Origin of the sequence: Porphyrobacter sp. MBR-155, assembly GCF_040547625.1 — a bacterium.
Lineage (GTDB): Bacteria > Pseudomonadota > Alphaproteobacteria > Sphingomonadales > Sphingomonadaceae > Erythrobacter.
The window spans coordinates 30,736-49,872 of the sequence record NZ_JBEPQB010000007.1; the positions used below are offsets into that span (position 1 = coordinate 30,736).

17 protein-coding genes and 1 tRNA gene are annotated in these 19,137 nt (G+C 63.6%); 11 read left to right on the forward strand and 7 right to left on the reverse strand.

Annotated features, from left to right (window positions below; all coding sequences use genetic code 11):
* Positions 1-41: 41 nt before the first annotated feature.
* From ABIE62_RS09050 to ABIE62_RS09065, 4 genes are all read left to right on the forward strand, one after another.
* Positions 42-1,043: an Mrp/NBP35 family ATP-binding protein gene (locus ABIE62_RS09050; RefSeq protein WP_354325373.1), complete on the forward strand. Its 1,002-nt coding sequence runs from the start codon at positions 42-44 to the stop codon at positions 1,041-1,043.
* 3 nt (positions 1,044-1,046) lie between these two features.
* Positions 1,047-3,332 (forward strand): molybdopterin cofactor-binding domain-containing protein, encoded by a 2,286-nt coding sequence (locus tag ABIE62_RS09055; RefSeq protein ID WP_354325374.1) that lies wholly within the window; start codon positions 1,047-1,049, stop codon positions 3,330-3,332.
* Positions 3,329-4,375 (forward strand): ferrochelatase, encoded by a 1,047-nt coding sequence (gene hemH, locus ABIE62_RS09060; protein WP_354325375.1) that lies wholly within the window; start codon positions 3,329-3,331, stop codon positions 4,373-4,375. Before ABIE62_RS09055 ends, hemH begins: the two co-directional genes overlap by 4 nt.
* Before the next feature lie 65 nt (positions 4,376-4,440).
* Positions 4,441-5,856 carry a cytochrome P450 gene (locus tag ABIE62_RS09065; protein ID WP_354325377.1) on the forward strand — a complete coding sequence of 472 codons (1,416 nt, stop codon included), beginning with the start codon at positions 4,441-4,443 and terminating at the stop codon, positions 5,854-5,856.
* A 176-nt stretch (positions 5,857-6,032) separates the two neighbouring features.
* On the opposite strand, the gene ABIE62_RS09070 is transcribed toward ABIE62_RS09065, so the two are convergent.
* Positions 6,033-6,203, reverse strand: a complete 171-nt coding sequence (locus ABIE62_RS09070) for a DUF1674 domain-containing protein (protein ID WP_354325378.1) — start codon at positions 6,201-6,203, stop codon at positions 6,033-6,035.
* 112 nt (positions 6,204-6,315) lie between these two features.
* Here ABIE62_RS09070 and ABIE62_RS09075 point away from each other — a divergent pair, with 112 nt between their 5' ends.
* Positions 6,316-7,584: an RsmB/NOP family class I SAM-dependent RNA methyltransferase gene (locus ABIE62_RS09075; protein ID WP_354325379.1), complete on the forward strand. Its 1,269-nt coding sequence runs from the start codon at positions 6,316-6,318 to the stop codon at positions 7,582-7,584.
* A gap of 100 nt (positions 7,585-7,684) precedes the next feature.
* On the opposite strand, the gene msrA is transcribed toward ABIE62_RS09075, so the two are convergent.
* On the reverse strand, positions 7,685-8,230 hold the full coding sequence (gene msrA, locus ABIE62_RS09080) for a peptide-methionine (S)-S-oxide reductase MsrA (RefSeq protein WP_354325643.1): 546 nt from the start codon (positions 8,228-8,230) through the stop codon (positions 7,685-7,687).
* Positions 8,231-8,337: 107 nt separating this feature from the next.
* Between msrA and ABIE62_RS09085 the strand changes: the two genes are divergently transcribed.
* From ABIE62_RS09085 to ABIE62_RS09100, 4 genes are all read left to right on the forward strand, one after another.
* On the forward strand, positions 8,338-9,234 hold the full coding sequence (locus ABIE62_RS09085; RefSeq protein WP_354325380.1) for a class I SAM-dependent methyltransferase: 897 nt from the start codon (positions 8,338-8,340) through the stop codon (positions 9,232-9,234).
* 18 nt (positions 9,235-9,252) lie between these two features.
* Entirely contained in the window at positions 9,253-10,131 is an 879-nt protein-coding gene (aguB, locus tag ABIE62_RS09090) for an N-carbamoylputrescine amidase (protein ID WP_354325382.1), read from the forward strand.
* A complete protein-coding gene (gene folK, locus ABIE62_RS09095; RefSeq protein WP_354325384.1) occupies positions 10,128-10,628 on the forward strand; it encodes a 2-amino-4-hydroxy-6-hydroxymethyldihydropteridine diphosphokinase in 501 nt (166 codons plus the stop codon). Before aguB ends, folK begins: the two co-directional genes overlap by 4 nt.
* Before the next feature lie 44 nt (positions 10,629-10,672).
* Positions 10,673-10,748 (forward strand) — tRNA-Lys (locus ABIE62_RS09100).
* 129 nt (positions 10,749-10,877) lie between these two features.
* Here ABIE62_RS09100 and ABIE62_RS09105 read toward each other — a convergent pair.
* Both ABIE62_RS09105 and ABIE62_RS09110 read right to left on the reverse strand, forming a co-directional pair.
* Complete coding sequence (locus ABIE62_RS09105) at positions 10,878-11,405, reverse strand: hypothetical protein (RefSeq protein WP_354325385.1); 528 nt, start codon at positions 11,403-11,405, stop codon at positions 10,878-10,880.
* A gap of 295 nt (positions 11,406-11,700) precedes the next feature.
* Positions 11,701-14,589 (reverse strand): M16 family metallopeptidase, encoded by a 2,889-nt coding sequence (locus tag ABIE62_RS09110; RefSeq protein WP_354325386.1) that lies wholly within the window; start codon positions 14,587-14,589, stop codon positions 11,701-11,703.
* A 379-nt stretch (positions 14,590-14,968) separates the two neighbouring features.
* Between ABIE62_RS09110 and ABIE62_RS09115 the strand changes: the two genes are divergently transcribed.
* Together ABIE62_RS09115 and arsB are read left to right on the forward strand one after the other, a co-directional pair.
* On the forward strand, positions 14,969-15,310 hold the full coding sequence (locus ABIE62_RS09115; protein WP_354325387.1) for an ArsR/SmtB family transcription factor: 342 nt from the start codon (positions 14,969-14,971) through the stop codon (positions 15,308-15,310).
* Positions 15,307-16,377 carry an ACR3 family arsenite efflux transporter gene (gene arsB / locus ABIE62_RS09120; RefSeq protein ID WP_354325388.1) on the forward strand — a complete coding sequence of 357 codons (1,071 nt, stop codon included), beginning with the start codon at positions 15,307-15,309 and terminating at the stop codon, positions 16,375-16,377. Before ABIE62_RS09115 ends, arsB begins: the two co-directional genes overlap by 4 nt.
* On the opposite strand, the gene ABIE62_RS09125 is transcribed toward arsB, so the two are convergent.
* From ABIE62_RS09125 to ABIE62_RS09135, 3 genes are read right to left on the reverse strand one after another with little or no spacing between them, the layout of a single operon-like run.
* The gene (locus ABIE62_RS09125) at positions 16,327-17,322 is read right to left on the reverse strand and encodes a flagellar motor protein MotB (protein ID WP_454184806.1); all 996 of its coding nucleotides are present in this window, start codon (positions 17,320-17,322) and stop codon (positions 16,327-16,329) included. The genes arsB and ABIE62_RS09125 overlap by 51 nt on opposite strands.
* Position 17,323: 1 nt before the next feature.
* Positions 17,324-18,187 carry a flagellar motor stator protein MotA gene (motA, locus tag ABIE62_RS09130; protein ID WP_354325390.1) on the reverse strand — a complete coding sequence of 288 codons (864 nt, stop codon included), beginning with the start codon at positions 18,185-18,187 and terminating at the stop codon, positions 17,324-17,326.
* 15 nt (positions 18,188-18,202) lie between these two features.
* Positions 18,203-19,123: a flagellin N-terminal helical domain-containing protein gene (locus ABIE62_RS09135; protein WP_354325392.1), complete on the reverse strand. Its 921-nt coding sequence runs from the start codon at positions 19,121-19,123 to the stop codon at positions 18,203-18,205.
* Positions 19,124-19,137 lie beyond the last annotated feature (14 nt).

A 19,137-nucleotide genomic window follows, 5' to 3' on the forward strand; every position in this document is an offset into this window, starting at 1 on the left:
AGGGGTTGGCAGCGTGAATTTGATGGTAGAGGCGTTCCGCGATGAGCAAACCACCCGAACCATCCCGCGAACCGACAGCTGAAGAAGCGCTGATCCGCGCCGCTTTGCCGCCTGAAATCAACCAGCGTTTGCAATCGGCCCGGATCATTTCGCGCCGCGCGGTGGTTGTGGCTGAGGCAGGTGACCTGTCCGATAGCGCCCGCGCCGAACTGGAAAGCGCGATCACCGCCGCGCTAACCCCGCTGGCTGAAGTCGACGTCGTGCGCATCGCGCTGACGGGGGAACGCCGCCGCCGCCGCTTGATCGCGGTGGGGTCGGGCAAGGGCGGGGTCGGCAAATCGACGTTGACCACCAATCTTGCGGTTGCGCTGGCGCGGATGGGGCGCAAGGTGGGCGTGATTGACGGCGACATTTACGGCCCCTCGCAGCCCAAATTGCTGGGAACCGAGGGGATCAAGCCTGCGGTCGAAGGCGACAAGCTGGTGCCGATTGCCAGCCGCCACGGGGTCAAGGTGCTATCGATGGGCCACCTGGTCGCGCCTGGAAAGGCACTGGCTTGGCGCGGGCCGATGACCGGAAAGGCGCTGGCGCAACTGGTCGATGCCGAATGGGGCGATACCGATTTGCTGCTGGTCGATCTGCCGCCGGGCACCGGCGATGTGCAATTGTCGATGCTGTCCGCCCACCGACCCGATGGCGCGATCCTCGTTTCAACTCCGCAGGATCTCGCGCTGATCGACGCTGCGCGTGCCGGGCAATTGTTCGAACAGGGCGATGTGCCGATCATCGGGCTGGTTGAAAACATGGCGGGCTATGCCTGCCCGCATTGCGGCGAGATCAGCGATCCGTTCGGGCAGGGCGGGGTTGAGAAATTCGCCGCTGCACTGGAAATCCCGTTCCTGGGCCGGGTGCCGTTGACATTGGCGACGCGGATTGCGGGCGACACGGGTGAGCCGCCGGCAGCCCGCGATGACGAGGTCGGCGCGCCATTTGCAGCGATTGCGCAGCGTCTTGCGCGCTGGCTTGATACAGGGGCGGTCTAGGCGATGCAGGTCTCGCGGCGGGGTGTGCTGGCAGGGGCAGCAGCGGGGGGCGGCCTGCTGATCGCATGGTGGCTGATGCCGCGCAGCTATGCCAGCCCGCTGGTGGCGGCGAAGGGCGAGCAGGTGTTCGGCGCATGGCTCAAGATCGCCAATGATGGCGTAGTCACCGTGGCGGTGCCGCAGCTGGAAATGGGGCAGGGCATCACCACCCTGCTACCGCAGATCGTGGCGCATGAATTGGGCGCGGACTGGCGGCAGATTGCCGTGGAGCCTGCGCCGGTTTCGGGTGCCTATGCCAATGTGCCGCTGGCGCAGAAATGGATCGCGTTGTGGGATCCCGTTGCCGCCGGGCTGTCTGCCAGCACCGATGCCCTGATGGCGCAGCGATTTGCCGGGGCGCAGCGGTTCAACGCTACCGCCGCTGGCACCGCGATCGAAGCCTATGAACTACCCTGCCGCGAAGCTGCCGCCGCTGCCCGCGCGATGCTGGCGCAGGAGGCCGCCTCGCGCTGGGGCGTAGCTTGGGAAGAATGCGAGGTCGCAGAGGGCTTTGTCTCGCATAGCGAACGGCGCGCCACCTTTGGCGAGTTGGCCGAAGCCGCCGCCGCGTGGACTCCGCCCGACCCCGCGCCGCTGCGCCCCGAACCTTTGCGCGAAGCCCCGCTATCTGCCGAATCCGACGCGGCCCCCGCCTTTCCCCGACTTGATCTGCCGTCCAAGGTTGATGGGTCGTATCGCTTTGCCGGCGATGTGCGGCTGCCGGGGATGGTCTATGCCTCGATCCGCCACGGGCCTGCCGATGGATCGGAACTGACCGGGTTCAATCGCGATGCCGCTGCCGGGATCAAGGGGTTGGCCGGGATCATCCAGTCCAAACGCTGGCTTGCGGTTGCGGCCGACACATGGTGGAGCGCGGATCAGGCGCTTAATGCGATGAAGCCCAGATTCGCAGTGACCTCACCGGTCAACAGCAATGAAATCGCCGCCCGTCTTGATACCATGCTTGATGGCGGGGAAGCCTTTCCGATTGCCGAAACCGGGTTTGGCGGCGCGGCGCTGAAGCGCGTGGACATGGCGCGCCGTTACGAGGTCGAGCCGGGCTATGCCGCCCCGCTCGAAACCGCGACCGCCACCGCGCGCTATGCCGACGGGCGGCTCGATCTGTGGATCGCCAGTCAGGCCCCCGAACAGGCGCGCATTGCCGCCGCCCGCGCGATCGGCATCGCTACTGAGGACGTGGCGCTATACCCGATGCCCGCAGGCGGCAGTTTCGATGCGCGGCTGGAACATGACCACGCCATCGAAATCGCCCTGATCGCGCGCGAGCTTGCCAAGGAAGCGCCGCGCGCTGTCCAACTCACCTGGCCCCGCCGTGACGAGATGATCCGCAGCCGCCCGCGTGCGCCCGCATGGCTGCTGATCGGGGCGCAGCTTTCCCAGGCCGATCCCGGCGCGATTGATGCGCTGCGGCTACGCATCGCGACGCCGTCCGCCGCGCGCGAATTTGGCAAGCGTTTGTTCGGCAACCTCACCAGCATGGCCGCGATCCGCGAAACTTCCGGGCAGGCTGATGCGATGGCGTGCGAAGGTGCGGTGCCGCCCTATCAGCTGCCTGCGCTGCTGGTGGAGCATATCCCGGTTGACATCGGCCTGCCGGTCGGGCGGGTGCGCGGCAATGCCCATGGGCCGACGACCTTCGCGATTGAGTGCTTCATCGACGAAATCGCCGCGAAATACGGGCGTGAACCGCTGTCGTTCAGGATGGCGATGCTGGGCGGCGATGTGCGGCTGGCGGCGTGTTTGCAACGCGCAGCGCAGCTGGCGGGATGGGATGGCGGGGCCAACCAAAGCGGGCAGGGCATTGCCTGCGCACGGATTGGCGAAGGGCCGGGGGCAGCGCGCATCGCCTGCGTGGCCACTGCGCGGCAAGGCGAAGGCGGGGTGCGCGTTACGCGCCTGTCGGCGGCGGTGGATATTGGCCGGATCATCAATCACGACATCGCGCTCCAGCAGATTGAAGGCGGGCTGGTGTTCGGGATCGCCACGGCGCTGGGCAACCCGGTCAAACTGCGCGGCGGTGTGCCCGAAGTGGTCGATTACGAAGCGCTGGGACTGCCCGTGCTGGCCGATTGCCCGGATATGCGAATTGAATTCATCGCCAGCGAAGCCCCGCCTGCCGATCCCGGCGAACTGGGCGCGGTGGTGGCCCCTCCGGCGGTTGCCAATGCGTTGTTTTCCGCGACGGGGTTGCGCCTGCGCCGCCTGCCCTTACTTTCGGACGGCATATGACCTGGCAAACCCAGCGCCTTCCGGGCGACCACCCCCCTGTATCGAGCGGCCAGATCGGCGTCTTGCTGGTCAACCTTGGCACGCCTGACGGGCCTGATCCGGCTTCGGTGCGGCGCTACCTCAAGCAGTTTCTGTCTGACCGGCGCGTGATCGAGATTCCGCCGATTGTGTGGCAATTGATCCTGCGCGGGATCATCCTCAACACCCGCCCGCAGAAAAGCGCGAAAGCCTATGCCAAGATATGGACGGAGCGCGGATCGCCGCTGGCCGATATCACTTCGCGTCAGGCGGAGGCGATGGCCAAGGTGATGGAACCCCGGTTCGGTGATAATATCGTGATCGATTACGCCATGCGTTATGGCAACCCTTCGATCGAACAGCGCATTACCGAACTGACAGGCAAGGGCTGTGATCGCATCCTGATTGCGCCGATGTATCCGCAATATTGCGCGGCGACCACGGCGACGGTGTTTGACGAGGTGGCCCGCGTGCTCGGCGCAATGCGCTGGCAACCGGCGCTGCGGTTCGCGCCGCCTTATCACGATCACCCCGATTATCTGGGTGCGCTGGCGGATGATCTGACCCGGCAGGTGCAAGCCCTCAGCTTTACTCCTGAGGTGATGCTGATGAGTTTTCACGGGATGCCGCTGCAAACGCTGGAAAAGGGCGATCCCTATCATTGCCATTGCCAGAAAACCGCGCGGCTGCTGCGCGAGCGGTTGGCAGCGCGCCCTGAATTTGCGGGCGTCAGGTTTGAAACCACGTTCCAATCGCGCTTTGGCCCGGCGCGCTGGCTTGAACCCTCCACCGACACCACGCTGATCGCAGAAGGGCAGAAGGGCACCAAACGCCTGATCGTCGCCGCCCCCGGCTTTGCCGCCGATTGTGTCGAGACGCTGGAGGAACTGGCATTGGAAGGCCGCCGTGAATTCATCGAGGCGGGCGGTGAGGATTATGCTGTGCTTACCTGCCTCAACACCTCGGACTCAGGCCTTGCGATGGTCGAAGCAATGCTCCGGCGTGAGCTTTCGGGGTGGATTTGACCGCTGCGATTATTTACATCAGGGTCAGTTGCTAATCCGAACCCGATACGGAGCCTGATCTGACCATGGCCACCCTTGCCGACGCCCCGCATTCCGCCAATGCCCCCTTTGCCGATGCGCCGCGCGATTGGAGCGAGGGGCGCCTCAGTGAAGCTGACCTTGCCCACATCCCCGGCGATGCGGGCTGGCCGGTGGTGGGCAACACCTTCACCATGCTGGCTGATCCCCATGGCTTTGCGCAGCGGATGATCGATACCCACGGGCGGGTTTATAAAAACCGCGCGTTCGGCGGGTGGCAGGTGGCGCTGATCGGGGCCGAGGCGAACGAGCTGCTGTTGTTCAACAAAGACAAGATTTTCTCCAGCGAACAGGGCTGGGGGCCGGTACTGGACCAGCTGTTCCCGCGCGGGCTGATGCTGCTGGATTTCGATCACCACCGGATTGATCGCCGCGCCCTGTCGATCGCTTTCAAGCCTGAACCGATGCGCCATTATTCGGGCGCGCTGAACCGCGGGATTGCCCGCGAAGTGGCGGATTGGGCGGGCGATTTGCGGTTCTATCCCGCGATCAAGAAGCTGACGCTTGATCTCGCTGCAGACAGTTTCATCGGCCTGCCGTGGGGGCCGGAGGCGGACAAGATCAACGCCGCTTTCGTCGATATGGTGCAGGCCTCGGTCGCGCCGATCCGCAAGCCGCTGCCTTTCACCAAGATGAAAAAGGGTGTCGATGGCCGGGCGTTTCTGGTCGATTATTTTACACGTGAAACATTGCGCCGCCGCGAACAGGGCGGCGGGCAGGATATGTTCAGCCAATTCGCCACCGCCACCCGCGAAGATGGATCATTGCTGCCGGTCGATGAAGTGGTCGATCACATGAACTTCCTGATGATGGCGGCGCATGATACCATTACATCATCGGCCACATCGCTGATCTATCACCTCGCCGCCAATCCCGCATGGCAGGAAAAACTGCGTGAGGAGATTTTCGCGGTCACTGGCGGGCCGGATGGGCAGGGCAATCCACGCGGTCTTGATTATGATGATCTGGCCAAGCTGGAACTCACCGAAATGGCGTTCAAGGAATCGCTGCGGATGATCCCCCCGGTGCCTTCGATGCCGCGCCGGGCGCTGCGTGAATTTGAATTTGGCGGATACCGCATCCCGGCGGGCGCGATGGTGGGGATCAATATCCACTGGACCCATCATTCGGCCGATTACTGGGACAATCCCGCCGTTTTTGATCCCATGCGCTTTACCCCCGAACAGGTGCGCGCGCGGCACAAATACGCCTGGGTGCCGTTTGGCGGCGGGGCGCATATGTGCCTGGGGCTGCATTTTGCCTATATGCAGGTCAAGATTCTGCTCGCCCAATTGCTGCAACGCTATCGGATTGAAGTTGAGGCTGGCTATGCTCCGGCGTGGCAGGACTGGCCGATCCCGCAGCCCAAGGATGGGCTGAAGGTAAAATTCAAACCGTTATAAATTGTTTCACGTGAAACATTGGCAAGAGGGGGTCTAGCGGGGGTCTAGGCTAAGGTGGCATTCGTCATTGCGAGGAGCCGGAGACGACGTGGCAATCCATGATCCGCCCGCGCCATTTACGCCGAGGCCCGAAACTGGATTGCTTCGCCTTCGGCTCCTCGCAATGACGAAGTTTACTAGAAATCCCACGCGATGCCGTCTTTCTCCCAATCGCCGTAGCGGGTGGGGGAGAGTTCCTTCGGTTCACCCTTCAGCGGATCGACCTGTTTGGGCGCAGGCACCGGGTCGTTGGTCCAATGCGCGGGTTTGGTGAACTGCTTGGCAGCGTCGGATTTCTGCTTGGTCATGTCACCCAAATGCGCGTGCTGGCGCTTGGTTTCAATACGTCCTTTTGGGCCAGCATCGCTGTAGGCGAAAAACCGGTTCCCACTTTTCCGCGCGATGCTTTAAGGGCCGCCCATGCCCACCACCCCCGGACTTCCCGTGCGCCGCGCTGCGCTTCGTTTGCTTGATGCGGTTTTGCGCCGGGGGGAGACGCTGGAAATCGCCGAAGGCGCGGCGCTCAGCTCTATTCGCACCGCGCCCGACCGTGCGCTCGCCCGCGCGATTGCGAGTGAGACCCTGCGCTGGCTGACTGACATTGATGCGCTGATCGACAGCGTCACCAAACAACGCCTGCCCGATGATGCCAAGGCACGGATGGTGCTGCGGATCATGCTGGCGCAGGCGCTGCGATTGGACACCCCGCCGCACGCGGTGATCGCCACCGGGCTGCCGCTGCTGGCAGGCGGGCCGCGCCGCTTGGCGCATGGCGTGTTCTCCACGTTGATGAAGGCCGGGGGGGTGAAGCCGGGTGTGAGCGTGCTGCCCGATGCGCCCACCTTGCCCGAATCGGTCGTCGCCCGTTGGAGCGAGGAACGCGCAGCCGCCATCGCCCCCGGCCTCGCCTTCCCGCCCGAACTCGATCTGGCGTTGAAAGACGCTGCCGAAACCGAAACCCGCAGCGTTGCGATGGGCGGGGTGACGTTGGCGCCGGGCCATGTCCGCCTGCCGCGCGGCGCGGCGGTCGAAAGCCTTGCCGATTTCAAGGCGGGCGATTGGTGGGTGCAGGATCTCGCCGCCTCGATCCCGGCGCGATTGCTGGGTGTGGGGGCTGGCAAGCACGCGCTTGATCTGTGCGCCGCGCCGGGCGGCAAGACCATGCAACTGGCGGCGGCCGGGTGGAACGTCACCGCGCTCGACATGAGCAAACGGCGGCTGGAACTGCTCAAAGACAACCTCAAACGCACCGGGCTGAAAGCCTCCCCCGTGCGCGCCGATGCGCTGGTGTGGGAACCGAAGCACCGCTTCGATGCGATCCTGATCGACGCGCCCTGCACCGCGACCGGCACCTGCCGCCGCCACCCCGATGTGCTGCACCGGATTGGCGCGCGGCAAATACCCGAAATGGTCGACCTGCAACGCAGCCTTGCCGCCAAGGCAGCGGAATGGCTCAACCCCGGCGGGGTGCTGGTCTATGCGGTATGCTCGCTGGAGGCGGAGGAGGGCGAGCAGCAGGCCGCGTGGATTGACGCCAATTGCGGCCTCGCGCCCAAGCCGATTACGCCGGAGGAACTGCCCGCAGGCCTCACCCCCACCGCCGAAGGCTGGCTGCGCACCCATCCGGGGATGCTGGCGGACGAAGGCGGGCTGGACGGATTTTTCGTGGGGCGGTGGGTGAAATCATAACCCATCGTCGCCCCGGCCCCCGAGCCGGGGTCCCGCTGCCTTGAGGCCGACAAAGAAAGCGGGATCCCGGGTCAAGCCCGGGAAGACGAAAGGTGGAGAATCACCCCTTCACCTTATCCGCAAAACTCTTACGTAATTTCATGATCTTGGGCGGGATCACTGCGAGGCAATAGGGGTTGCGCTGGCCTTCGCCGTCCCAGTATTCCTGATGGTAATCCTCCGCCGGATACCATTCGCAGGTCTGCGCGCCGCCCGACAGGCCTTCGATCGAGGTCACTGCCAACTTGCCGTTCTCGGCATTCCAGCGCCCGATTGCCGCTTTCGCTTCGCCGCCCTGTTCGTCCGATAGCGGAAAGATCGCGCTGCGATATTGCGTGCCGACATCGCCGCCCTGGCGGTTCAATTGCGTCGGATCATGCGTGCCCAGAAACACGTCATACATCTCGCCAAGGCTGATCGCGTGGGGATCAAACGTTACCCGGATCGCCTCGGCATGGCCGGTCGCGCCGGTGCATACTTCCTTGTAGGTCGGGTTCGCCTTGGTTCCGCCGATATAGCCGCTTTCGACCTCGCTCACGCCCACCACATCGCGGAACACCGCCTCGGTGCACCAGAAGCATCCGCCTGCGACAATAATCGTTTCCAAATTGCTCACTCGAAATCTCCGCTGATTTCTGCCAGAGATAGGGTGACGGATCGGAAATGCCACTGGTGTGTTCCGGTTACGAAGCGTTCCCAAGGGAGAATTCCACCATGAACAAACTGATCCTTGCCCTCGCCACTGCGAGCGGCCTTGCCATCGCCGCACCCGCCATTGCCGATCACCACGGCGGGAAGGAAGACGTGGCGAAGATGCACAAGGACATGTCACCCGACGAGATGTCGGCGATGTTCCTCAAGCATCATGCCGAGGCATTGTCGGGCGCGATCAACCATCCAACCCGCGCCGAAGACCGCGCGCGCGATGCGTACCGCCACCCGGCCGAAACGCTCGCGTTCTTCCACGTTGCCCCGCACATGAAGGTGGGTGAATATGCCCCCGGCGGCGGCTGGTATTCGCGCCTGCTGGGGCATTATCTGGGCGGCGAAGGCGAATTGGTCGGCATCTATGCCAACCCCCGGCTGGCGACCAGCGATCCCGAGCGGCAGGAGCGTATCCGCGTTCAGGCGGCGGGCTTTGGCGATGAGGTTGCAAGCTATACCGGGCTTGCCGCTGATAAGTTCACTGCTGTCACGCTGGATGCCGTTCCCGATGAACAAAAGGGCACGTTTGATCGCATTCTGGTGATCCGCGGGCTGCACGGCATCACCCGGGCGGGAATTGCCGCTGCTGAAATCCGCGCGATGCGCGATCTGCTCAAGGATGATGGCATGATCGGCATCGTTCAGCACCGCGCCAAAGCGGATGCGCCGTGGTCTTACGCCAACGGCACGCGCGGTTATCTCAAACAACAGGACGTGGTGGATTTCATGCGCCTGCACGGGTTTGAACTGGTCGCAGCGAGTGAGATCAACGCCAACCCCAAGGACACCGCCGATCATGAACGCGGCGTGTGGGAAATGCCCCCGGTGCTGACGACCAAGCGCGAAGACCTGAAAGATCTGGGCGAAAGCGACCGCATGACTCTCTTGTTCAAGAAAGCAAAGTAATCATGTAGGGGCGGCGGCATGACATCCATCACCGTCGCCGCCCTGCAATTGTCGCTTGGTTCAGCGGACGAAGCCGCCAACATTGCCGCCGTCGCCGCGCTGGTGGAGGATGCCGCGGCCAAGGGCGCGCAGCTGATCCTGCCGCCCGAACTGTTCAGCGGCCCCTATTTCTGCCGTGAGGAGGATGAGGCGCTGTTTGCGCTCGCCCGCCCTACGCTTGAGCACCCCAGCGTGACCGCGATGCAGGCGCTCGCGGCAAGGCTCAAGGTGACGATCCCGACCAGCTTCTTCGAACGCGACGGGCATCACTATTACAACACGCTGGCAATGATCGGCCCCGATGGCGGGATCATGGGCACCTATCGCAAGAGCCACATCCCCGATGGGCCGGGGTATGAGGAAAAATACTATTTCCGCCCCGGCAATGATGGTTTCAAGGTGTGGGATGTGCCGGGTGAGGGCGGGGCGATCGTCCGCGTGGGGGTCGGCATCTGCTGGGACCAATGGTATCCCGAAGCTGCGCGGGTGATGGCATTGCAGGGTGCGGAACTGCTGATGTATCCCACCGCGATCGGGTCTGAACCTTACGATAGCGATCTCGACACCAGCCGGATGTGGCGGCGCGCGATGGTCGGCCATGCGGTGTCGAATTGTATGCCGGTGGTGGCCGCCAACCGCATCGGTGTAGAGGGGCCAGAGGATGGCGCGCAGCGGTTCTACGGCCACTCCTTCATCGCTGACGAATGGGGCGATCTGGTCGAATCCTTCGGTGCGGGCGAAGCGGGCGTGTTGGCGGCGCGGCTCGATCTCGCGCGCGCGGCGCGACACCGGGCGGGCATGGGCTTCTTCCGCGACCGCCGCCCGCAGCTCTACGGCCGGATCGCGCAGGACATTTGAGCAGCCATTATCTGATAGCGTTGGGCAGCAACCGGCACTGCGGGCAATATGGCCCGCCGCGGCAAGTGGTGCGCGCGGCGATGGAGGAACTGGCGGCGCTCGGTCTGGTGATTGCGCGCTCCCCGATAATCGCCACCCCGGCGATGGGCGCGGCGCAGCGCCGATTCGCCAATGCGGCGCTGGTGCTGGAGAGCGAACTTGCCCCGCCCGCGCTGCTCGCCGCGCTCAAACGGATCGAGCGTGAATTTGGCAGGCGGCGCGGGCAGCGCTGGGGCGACCGGGTGCTTGATTGCGATATTGTGCTGTGGAGCGGCGGGGAATGGCGTTCGGGGCGGCGGTCACAGGCGCTCACCATCCCGCACCCCGCCTTCCGCCAGCGCGCCTTCGTGCTCACCCCGGCGCGCGCGATTGCCGCCGATTGGCGCGACCCGTTGAACGGTTTGACGCTCGCTCATCTTCATGCCCGCTTGACCCGCCGCCGCCCCCTGCCTAGGTGAGCGCGCTCGCCGCCACAATCGCGGCGCCAAAGACCATCAAGCGTGGGCCCGTAGCTCAGTAGGTAGAGCAGCTGACTTTTAATCAGCGGGTCACAGGTTCGAATCCTGTCGGGCTCACCAATTTTCAATGACTTAGATGCGACTTGTAACCTGCGCCTTCCGGCGGGGCACCAATGGGGCATCAGATCTTCTTGAGCCGGCTCAAGTCAATAGAATTGGCTGAAATGCGCCAATTTTGGACTGGAGTTGTCACACAGCATCAATCAGCGATCTAACCCGCATGGCAAGTTGTGCGAACTGCACGGGCTCCACTAACGACTGGAGACGTGACAATGCGATTGAGCCTTGCGGAGGTAGGTCCCGCTCTGCGACAACGAAAAACTGCCACTGCTGCGGATCGCGGTGATCAGCGGCGTCGCTCGTGTCGGAGTGCCATGCAAAAACAAAGACTTCGGCGTTTCGACTTGGCTTTGCGACCCAGCGACTGCCGTCTTCCCACCGCCCAGTTTTCTCTTTGATCGAAAATCTAGGCCTAGGCAGCACTAGGTTGTCTTTGTGCCACGTCTGACGAGCTGCTGACTGTTTGACCTGGATGCCGATCTTCCGCGTCGAATGGACCAGATCGCACGACCCCCAGTCGGTCGAGCAAAGTCGCCATTCGGGTTCCAGCGCTGCGGCGACGATCTCCTCGACGAGTTCGCCGCGAAGGTCATTCCTAATGATGGGACACCCATACAGGCGCTGGGTGAGGCGGCGAATGACGGATGACGCGTCCATGCGCATAGTTTAGCGCACGAGATAAGGTGCCCCGTCAAGCGTCTCAATCTGCACGCTTCAATATCGCGTGAGCCCATGCTCGCGGCCTTGATGGGGTTTTAATCGGTGGGCCCTAGGTTCGAGCCCTAGTGCGTCAACCACCTTTTCAATGACTTAGATGTGATTTGCGGCCCACGCCTTGCGGCGGGGCACAATGGGGCATTCGCTCATCGTCTTCAATGACGTTCGCCTCTTCGATCAGGTTTCGAAGATGAACGGCAAGATGGGCTGTCAGCGGCCGGATGCCGCTGCGCCATTACGAACCGGCGGGCACAACCCTGATCTCGACCGCCCCGGCACCTGCCAGATAGCGGCGGGCGGCGGTCTGGAGGTCGGCGGCCGTGAGCGCTTCGAGAATGCCCGTTCTGGTTCGCCGTTGATCGAGAACCCGCGGATCGCTCTGAGCCATGACGACAGGGCCGGTCCAATCGAGGTTCTGGCTTTCGGCGCGCTTGTAGCTGTCACGCATCGGGTTGCGCGCGCGTTCGATCAGGTCGTCCGGCGCTGGCCCTTCCACCAGTTCCGCCGCAATCGCGCGGATCGCTGCGGCGGTCGCATCCATCGCTTCGGGCGAAACGGTAGTGTAGGCCGTCAGGTGGCCCAGGCCCTCGAACCGAAGCTCTGAATAGCTGGTGGCCACGGGCGAATAGGTCGCGCCCAGCTCTTCACGCAGTTTGTCCTGCAGACGCAATTGCATTACCGCCGCGAGCAGATCGCGGGTGATGTCGTCGCGCTGATCCGCAGCGTCGTCGGTCTGCCAGCTGAGCGCCAGAACGCCCTGATCGCTCGCCCCGGCATGATTGAGCACCACCACGGCAGGATCGCGCACGAAGGTGACGGGTTTGCCACCGGCCTTGGCCTCCTTGCGCGCGGGCCGTGTCGGCAGCGTGCCTAGCGTCCGCGCGACTGCGGCGATTGCCGCATCAGGATCGAAATCGCCGACCAGGCCCAGCGCGATCGACCCTTTGTCCAACTGCGGAGCGACCGCGGCGCGCACATCGTCGAGCGAAAGCTGCGCCAGACTCTCCGGGTTCACCAGCCCGAAGCGCGCGTCTCCACCGGTTAGCGCCGCGTTGAGCGCAACCGAAAACAGCTGGAGCGGATTGGCGCGGATGTTCTGCACGATGACCGGCGCGACTCCGGCCCATTGCGCCTGCGTTTCCGGACGCCATCCAGTGGCGGTCAGCCGCGCGGCCAGCAGATTGAGCTGCATTTCGAGATCGGCCGGTGTGGTAGTCCCGTTCGCCTGAAGCGCATCTTGGCCTGCCGCGAGGCCGGTGCTCACCGCCTTTCCGGCCAGCACCCGTCGCAATTCGTCGGCATCATGCGCCACCAGCCCATCAATGCTGACGATAAACGGCAGGATTTCGCGCAGGCCTGGTTTGTCTATCGGGAAGTCGCGGGCGCCATCGCCCACCCGCATCGCGAAGGCCACCTTGCCGGGCTCGAAGGCGGTGACCTTGAGGTTTAGCTCGAGCCCGTTCGCGAAGCGTACTGTGCGGATGCCGAGATCGGCGATGGTGCTATCGCTCACCACCACGCCGGGCGCACCCCAACCCTGATAGGCAAAAGTGGCTGCTGCGGCCTCAACCGGTGCGGTGATGGCGACCTTGGCGCTGTCCTCAAGCGCGGTGAGGATGGCCGTCTTGCCGCCCTCGATCAGTTGCTTGGTCGACACGTGAACTACCGTCGGCCCGCCCTGCCAAGCGGCACGGAACGCCGCGCTCACGCTTTCGGGGGTGATTGTGGGCGCGATGGCCTGGTAGAAGGCGAGATCGGTCGCTGGCGCGGTCGGCACGATATTATCGAGACTGGCGGCGACAAGGGCGTCGGCGATGCGCGAGCTGGGCCTACCGGCGGCCTGCGCGGCGGCATTGGCCAGCGCGGTGGCGATGTTCGCCTTGGCCTCCTCTAGCTCTGCCGCTGTGAAGCCGAATTGCTGCGCGCGGCGCAGTTCCTGCTCCGCCAGCGCAAGCGTATCCTGCCAGCGGCCATCCTTGGCAACGATCAACATGCCGTAGGACCGCGCGCTGCGGAACAATGGTTGATCCGCAGCCTGCGCGCCGAGCGTGGGGGAATCGGCGTTGCGTGAAAGAACAGCGATTCGGTTGGACAGGGCTGCCGCCGCCACGGCGCGCAGGACTTCCTCGCGCGCCTCGGCGGCGGTATTGCTCGAAGGAACCCAGGGTGAGATCCGCTGGAGATCGATGATCTCCGGCGTCGCGGGGTCGACGAAAGTCCCGACCGCCGGCGCACCGACCACCTCCGGCACCGGCGAGGCATAGCGGGGCCGCGCTTCGCCTTTGCCCTGCCAGTCCGAGAAGACCGTCTCGATCTTGGAGCGCATCGCGGCAGGATCGAAATCGCCGACGATCACCAGCGTGGCTCGCTCGGGGCGGTAATAGGCCTGATAGAAGGCGCGCAGTTCGTCTGCGGAGATGGTGCGGATGCGCTCGACATCGGCGCGAACGCGAAAGCCGAGCCGGGAATCCGGCAACGCAGTTTGGAGATAATCCGTGATGCGCCGCCGCGCCGGATCGTTGCGTATCTGCGCTTCGCTCATGACGACGCCGCGCTCGCGCTCAACTGCTGCCGGATCGATGGTCAACTCACCCGCCATATCGCGAATGACCGTCAGCGCGGCGTCGACCGTTTCCCCATTGGTGCGGGGCAGGTTCAGCATATAGGTCGTGTATTCGAGCGACGTCACGGCATTGGTGTCTGGACCGAAGGCCAGTCCGAGCCGTTCGAGCATCGGCAGCAGTTGGCCTTCGGGGATGTTGGTCGAACCGTTGAAGGCCATGTGCTCGACGAAGTGGGCGGCACCATTCTCCGCATCGGTTTCCTCCTTGCCGCCGACGGCGACGGAGAAGCGGATCACCGCTTCACCCGGAGGATTGCCGTTGCGCCGCAGGGCATAACGCATGCCGTTGGGCAGGGTGCCGAACACGATGTCGGGGTCGGCAGGAAAGTCGGTGCTGGCGATTCCCCAAGCCGGAACGCCCGTCGCCGGGGCTTGCGCCGTCGCGGCAGGCTGCTCACCGTGCTCCTGCGCCAGCGCTGCGGGTGCCCCGGAAAGAACCAGCCCTACCGCGATGGCAAGGCATGATACGGCGCGAACTGAACCTTTGGCGGTGCGACCCACGTAATCTCTCCTCAGAATGTGTTACCCGGCAGAACTATCTCAGCTTTTTCACATTAAGCAGTGACGCAAGGCCAAGGCAACCTTGTTCCCGTTTCATTGCTAACCCTTTGAAACAGACCTTCAGGGCCCCACCCGAACCAAGTCAACTTTATACCAGCGCGCTAAGATGCTGACGCATCACGCGCTGGAAATGCTCAAGCGCCGCACGGGCTTAACCAAAGTCCGATGAGTCAGGCTCATCGCGCTTTGGTATTACTACAGCGGGGCGCTCCTCCATCTTGTCAGGCAGTTCTCGTGCCAACCACCGGGCTGCCGAAGGCGCTTGACCGCTAAACCATTCTCCCATATTTCTATATTTATCGAATTATTGGAGTTTTCCTTGCAACCCGATCATGCCATCCGCGCGCTCGCTGCTCTGGCGCAGGAACATCGCCTCGCCGCGTTCCGGTTGCTGGTGAAGGCTGGCGCGCAAGGCATCCCTGCGGGCGTGCTGGCCGACCGGATCGGCGTTCCTGCGTCATCAATGAGCTTCCACCTTGCCCAGCTCGCCCATGCCGGGCTGGTGACACAGCGACGCGCAAGCCGGTCGATCATCTATTCAGCCGACTACGACGCGATGAACGCGCTGATGGGCTACCTCACCGAAAATTGCTGCGGCGGCGAGGATTGCTCGGTCGCTTTATCCGGGTCGGATTCATGTAAGGAGCCGATGATTCGATGAACACCATCACCGCCGATACCGGGCCCGCAGCCGCCGGGCTGGGCCTATTCGAAAAATGGCTGAGCGTCTGGGTCGGCGCTGCGATCCTGGCCGGGGTTGCGCTGGGCAATGCTGTGCCGGGCGCCTTCGCGTCGCTCGCGGCGCTTGAATATGCCTCGGTCAATCTCGTGGTCGCGGTGCTGATCTGGGCGATGATATTCCCGATGATGGTCGCAGTCGATTTCGGTGCGGTGCGGCGCGCGGGCGACAAGCCAAAGGGGCTGATCATCACGCTGGCGGTAAACTGGCTGATCAAACCGTTCACCATGGCCGCACTGGGCGTGTTGTTCTTCGAAATCGTGTTTGCCGATCTGATCGCGCCCGCTGATGCACAGCAATATATCGCCGGGCTGATCCTGTTGGGCGCTGCGCCATGCACTGCGATGGTGTTCGTGTGGTCGCAGCTGACCAAGGGCGATCCGGCCTATACGCTGGTGCAGGTCGCCGCGAATGATCTTATCATGATCGTTGCCTTTGCCCCGATTGTCGCGTTGTTGCTGGGCGTGACCAGCATTTCCGTGCCGTGGGAAACGCTGCTGCTGTCGGTCGCGCTGTATGTCGTGGTGCCGCTTGTCGCAGGGGCGTTCGTGCGCCAGCGGCTGCTCGCCAACCACGACGGGAACGAGGCTGCGGTGGCGGATTTCACTGGGCGGATGAAGCCGCTGTCGGTGATCGGCCTGCTTGCCACCGTGCTTTTGTTGTTCGGATTTCAGGCCGAAACCATTGTTACCCGCCCGGTGCTGGTGGCGCTGATCGCGGTGCCGATCATCATCCAGAGTTATGGCATATTCTTCATCGCCTATGGCTGGGCCAAGGTGTGGCAGGTGCCCCACGCCATCGCCGCGCCCTGCGCATTGATTGGCACGTCGAACTTCTTTGAACTGGCGGTTGCCGTGGCGATCGGCCTGTTCGGATTGGGCAGCGGCGCGGCCTTGGCTACCGTGGTCGGCGTGCTGGTCGAAGTGCCGGTGATGCTGTCACTGGTTGCTATTGCCAACCGCACGCGCGGGCGCTTCGTTGCGGGTTGAGACGCTGGCGGGGGCGGCGGGGGGCGCTTTGAAGATCGGCTTACCCACCGGCCCGGTGCGCGCCGGTTTCGAAGCGGCGCGATTATCAAGCAGCAGCAACGAAATCCGGCGGTTGCGCGGATCGGCAGGATTATCCGCGATCAGCGGTTCGGTATCGGCGACGCCTTCAATCCGCGCAATCCGCGGCATTGGCACCCCGCTCAGCACCAGCGCTTGCCGGGTCGCCTCGGCCCGCCCGGTGGACAACGACCAGTTATTGGCCGCAACCCCGCTGCGCCACGGCAGCGAATCGGTGTGACCGCGCAGGATCAGCGACGCGTTTTCATCCCGTAACGTTTCGCCCATCACCTCGAGCAGCCCGCGTGCATCCTTTGTAAGGATGGTGGTGCCCAGTTCGAACATCGAAAAATCGGCATCATCCATCAGATCGATACGAATGCCTTCGGGCGCGCGCATCACCCGCACCTGCCGCGCGAGGTGCGACAACTGGCGGCGCTGCACCAGTTTCTTTTCAATCTTGTCGCGCAGTTCCTTGAGCTTGTCGGAATCGAGCTCGCCGCGCCCACCGCCTTCGACCGGGCCACCGGTAACGCCGCGCGGAATGGTGATCGAACGCGTGCCAGTTTGGCCCATTGCATTAGGATAATTATCCACATCGGTAAGCGACGATCCGCCCAGCATCCCATCAGAGCCCGCACTTTCCTTGCGCATCTTGACCAGCGTGGGGGAGAAATAATCGGCGATCCCCTTGCGCTGCTTCTCCTCAGTCGCACCGAGCAGCCACAGCAGCAGGAAAAACGCCATCATCGCGGTCACGAAGTCGGCATAGGCTACCTTCCACGCCCCGCCGTGGTGTCCGGCTTCCTGGATGGTGATCCGCTTGATGATGATCGGTGCCGGGATGTGCTGGGCCGGGGCCAGCATTTTGGGGTCAGCCTCGGCCACTTTACCGCCCTCGCATCATGTCGAGCAGATCGGTCAATTTCGGGCGATGCGCAGGCGGCAGGCCCGAACGTGCGGCTTCGAGCACCAGCGGCTGCGGATAGCCGTGCAAGGATGCGATGATCACCTGCTTGATCGAATAGAAAATCTGCTGATCATGGCCGTTGATCTGTTTCAGCTTGCTGCCAAGCGGCGAGGCAAAGCCATAGGCCAGCAGCACCCCCAGAAACGTCCCGACCAGCGCGCTGCCAATCATCTTGCCGAGGATTTCAGGCGGTTCGTTGATCGCGCCCATCGTCTTGATGATGCCCAGCACCGCCGCGACAATCCCCAGCGCGGGCAAGGCATCGGCCAGCGACTGGATCATATGTTCCGGCTCGCTCATTTCGTGCAGCTGGGTCTTGATCGCGCTGTCGATCACGTCTTCGACCGCATGGGTATCCAGCGTGCCCGACGACACCACCAGCAAGGTCAGCGGATCGCAGATCATCCCGGTCACGACCGGATCGCTTTGCAAGCGGGGATATTCGCTGAAGATGGTCGAACTGCCCGGTTCGGTAACGTGGCTTTCCAGCGCCACTGCACCCTCGGATCGCAATAGCTTCATCAGCTTGCTGGTCAGCGCGATCGCGTCAATGTGATCTTCGTGGGTGTATTTCGGGCCTTTGAACACCTTGCCCAACCCCCCGCCGAGCAATTTGATAGCGTGCATCGAATTGCCGATCAGCGTCGCCCCCAGCGCCGCGCCGCCAATGATCATGAATTCGAGCGGGGCGGCTTTCAATACCGGCCCCATGGCGCCACCAGCGAGCATGAACCCGCCGAACACCATCACCAGCAGCACGACAATTCCGATTGCAACAAACACGGGTCAGGGCTCCTGTCAGCGCAACGCGTTGAACAGCGACAGCGAACTGATGCGGGCAAATGCCGCCTGGCTCGCTTCGAGCGCGGTCAGCGATTGCTGGAGCCGCGCGATGGCTTCGGCGATGTCAGTATCGCCCACCCTTGAACGGCGTTCGGCCAGTTCGATGCTGCGGGCTCCCTGTTGCTGCTGCACCTGTTCAACCCACGCCAGCCGCGTGCCGAGAATGGTCTGTGCGCGGTTCGCCGTATCGAGCGCGGCGTCGATCCCATCAATCGCCGCCAGCGCCGCACCCGCCGGATCGGGCGAGCCGCCGTTAAGCGCCGCCGCCAGCCCGCTCAGCACCGCAAAGGCGCTTGACGGGGTGCCACCAAGATCGAATTCGAAAACTTCATTGCCCGGCAGGCCGCGTTCAATGGCGGTGCCCGGCGCAACTGGCACCACGCCGCTGGTGGGCGTGCCGATATAGGTGACATTGCCTGCCGCATCGCGGGTGAATGCCGCGCCGGATGACAGGCCCGCAAACAACGGTTCGCCTGTCAGCGCAGTGCCATTGGCGCGCGAAAACAGTTCTTCGGTGAGCTGTTCCAGTTCAAATGCAATCGCCTGCCGTCCATCAGCCCCGGTCGGGGTGTTGGCGGCCTGCACCGCCAGTTCACGCGCTCGCTGGAGCAGCGATTTGACCGCTTCGACCTCTTGCGAGGCTGAGCTGATGTCCTGCCCCAGCCGCGCGGTATTATCGCCTTCGACGCTGGCAAGCCGTTCGCGCCGGGCAACGTTGCGCAGCTGTGCGGCGGCAACGGGATCGTCCGATCCGCGCTCGATCTTGTTGCCGGTGGCAATCTGGGTGCGGGCGCGTTCGATACCCGCGCGCAAATCCGCCATCTGAGCGAGTGATCGGTTGAAGAACGAACCGGTGGAATTGCTGACAAAGCTCATGCCTCTTGCTCCCC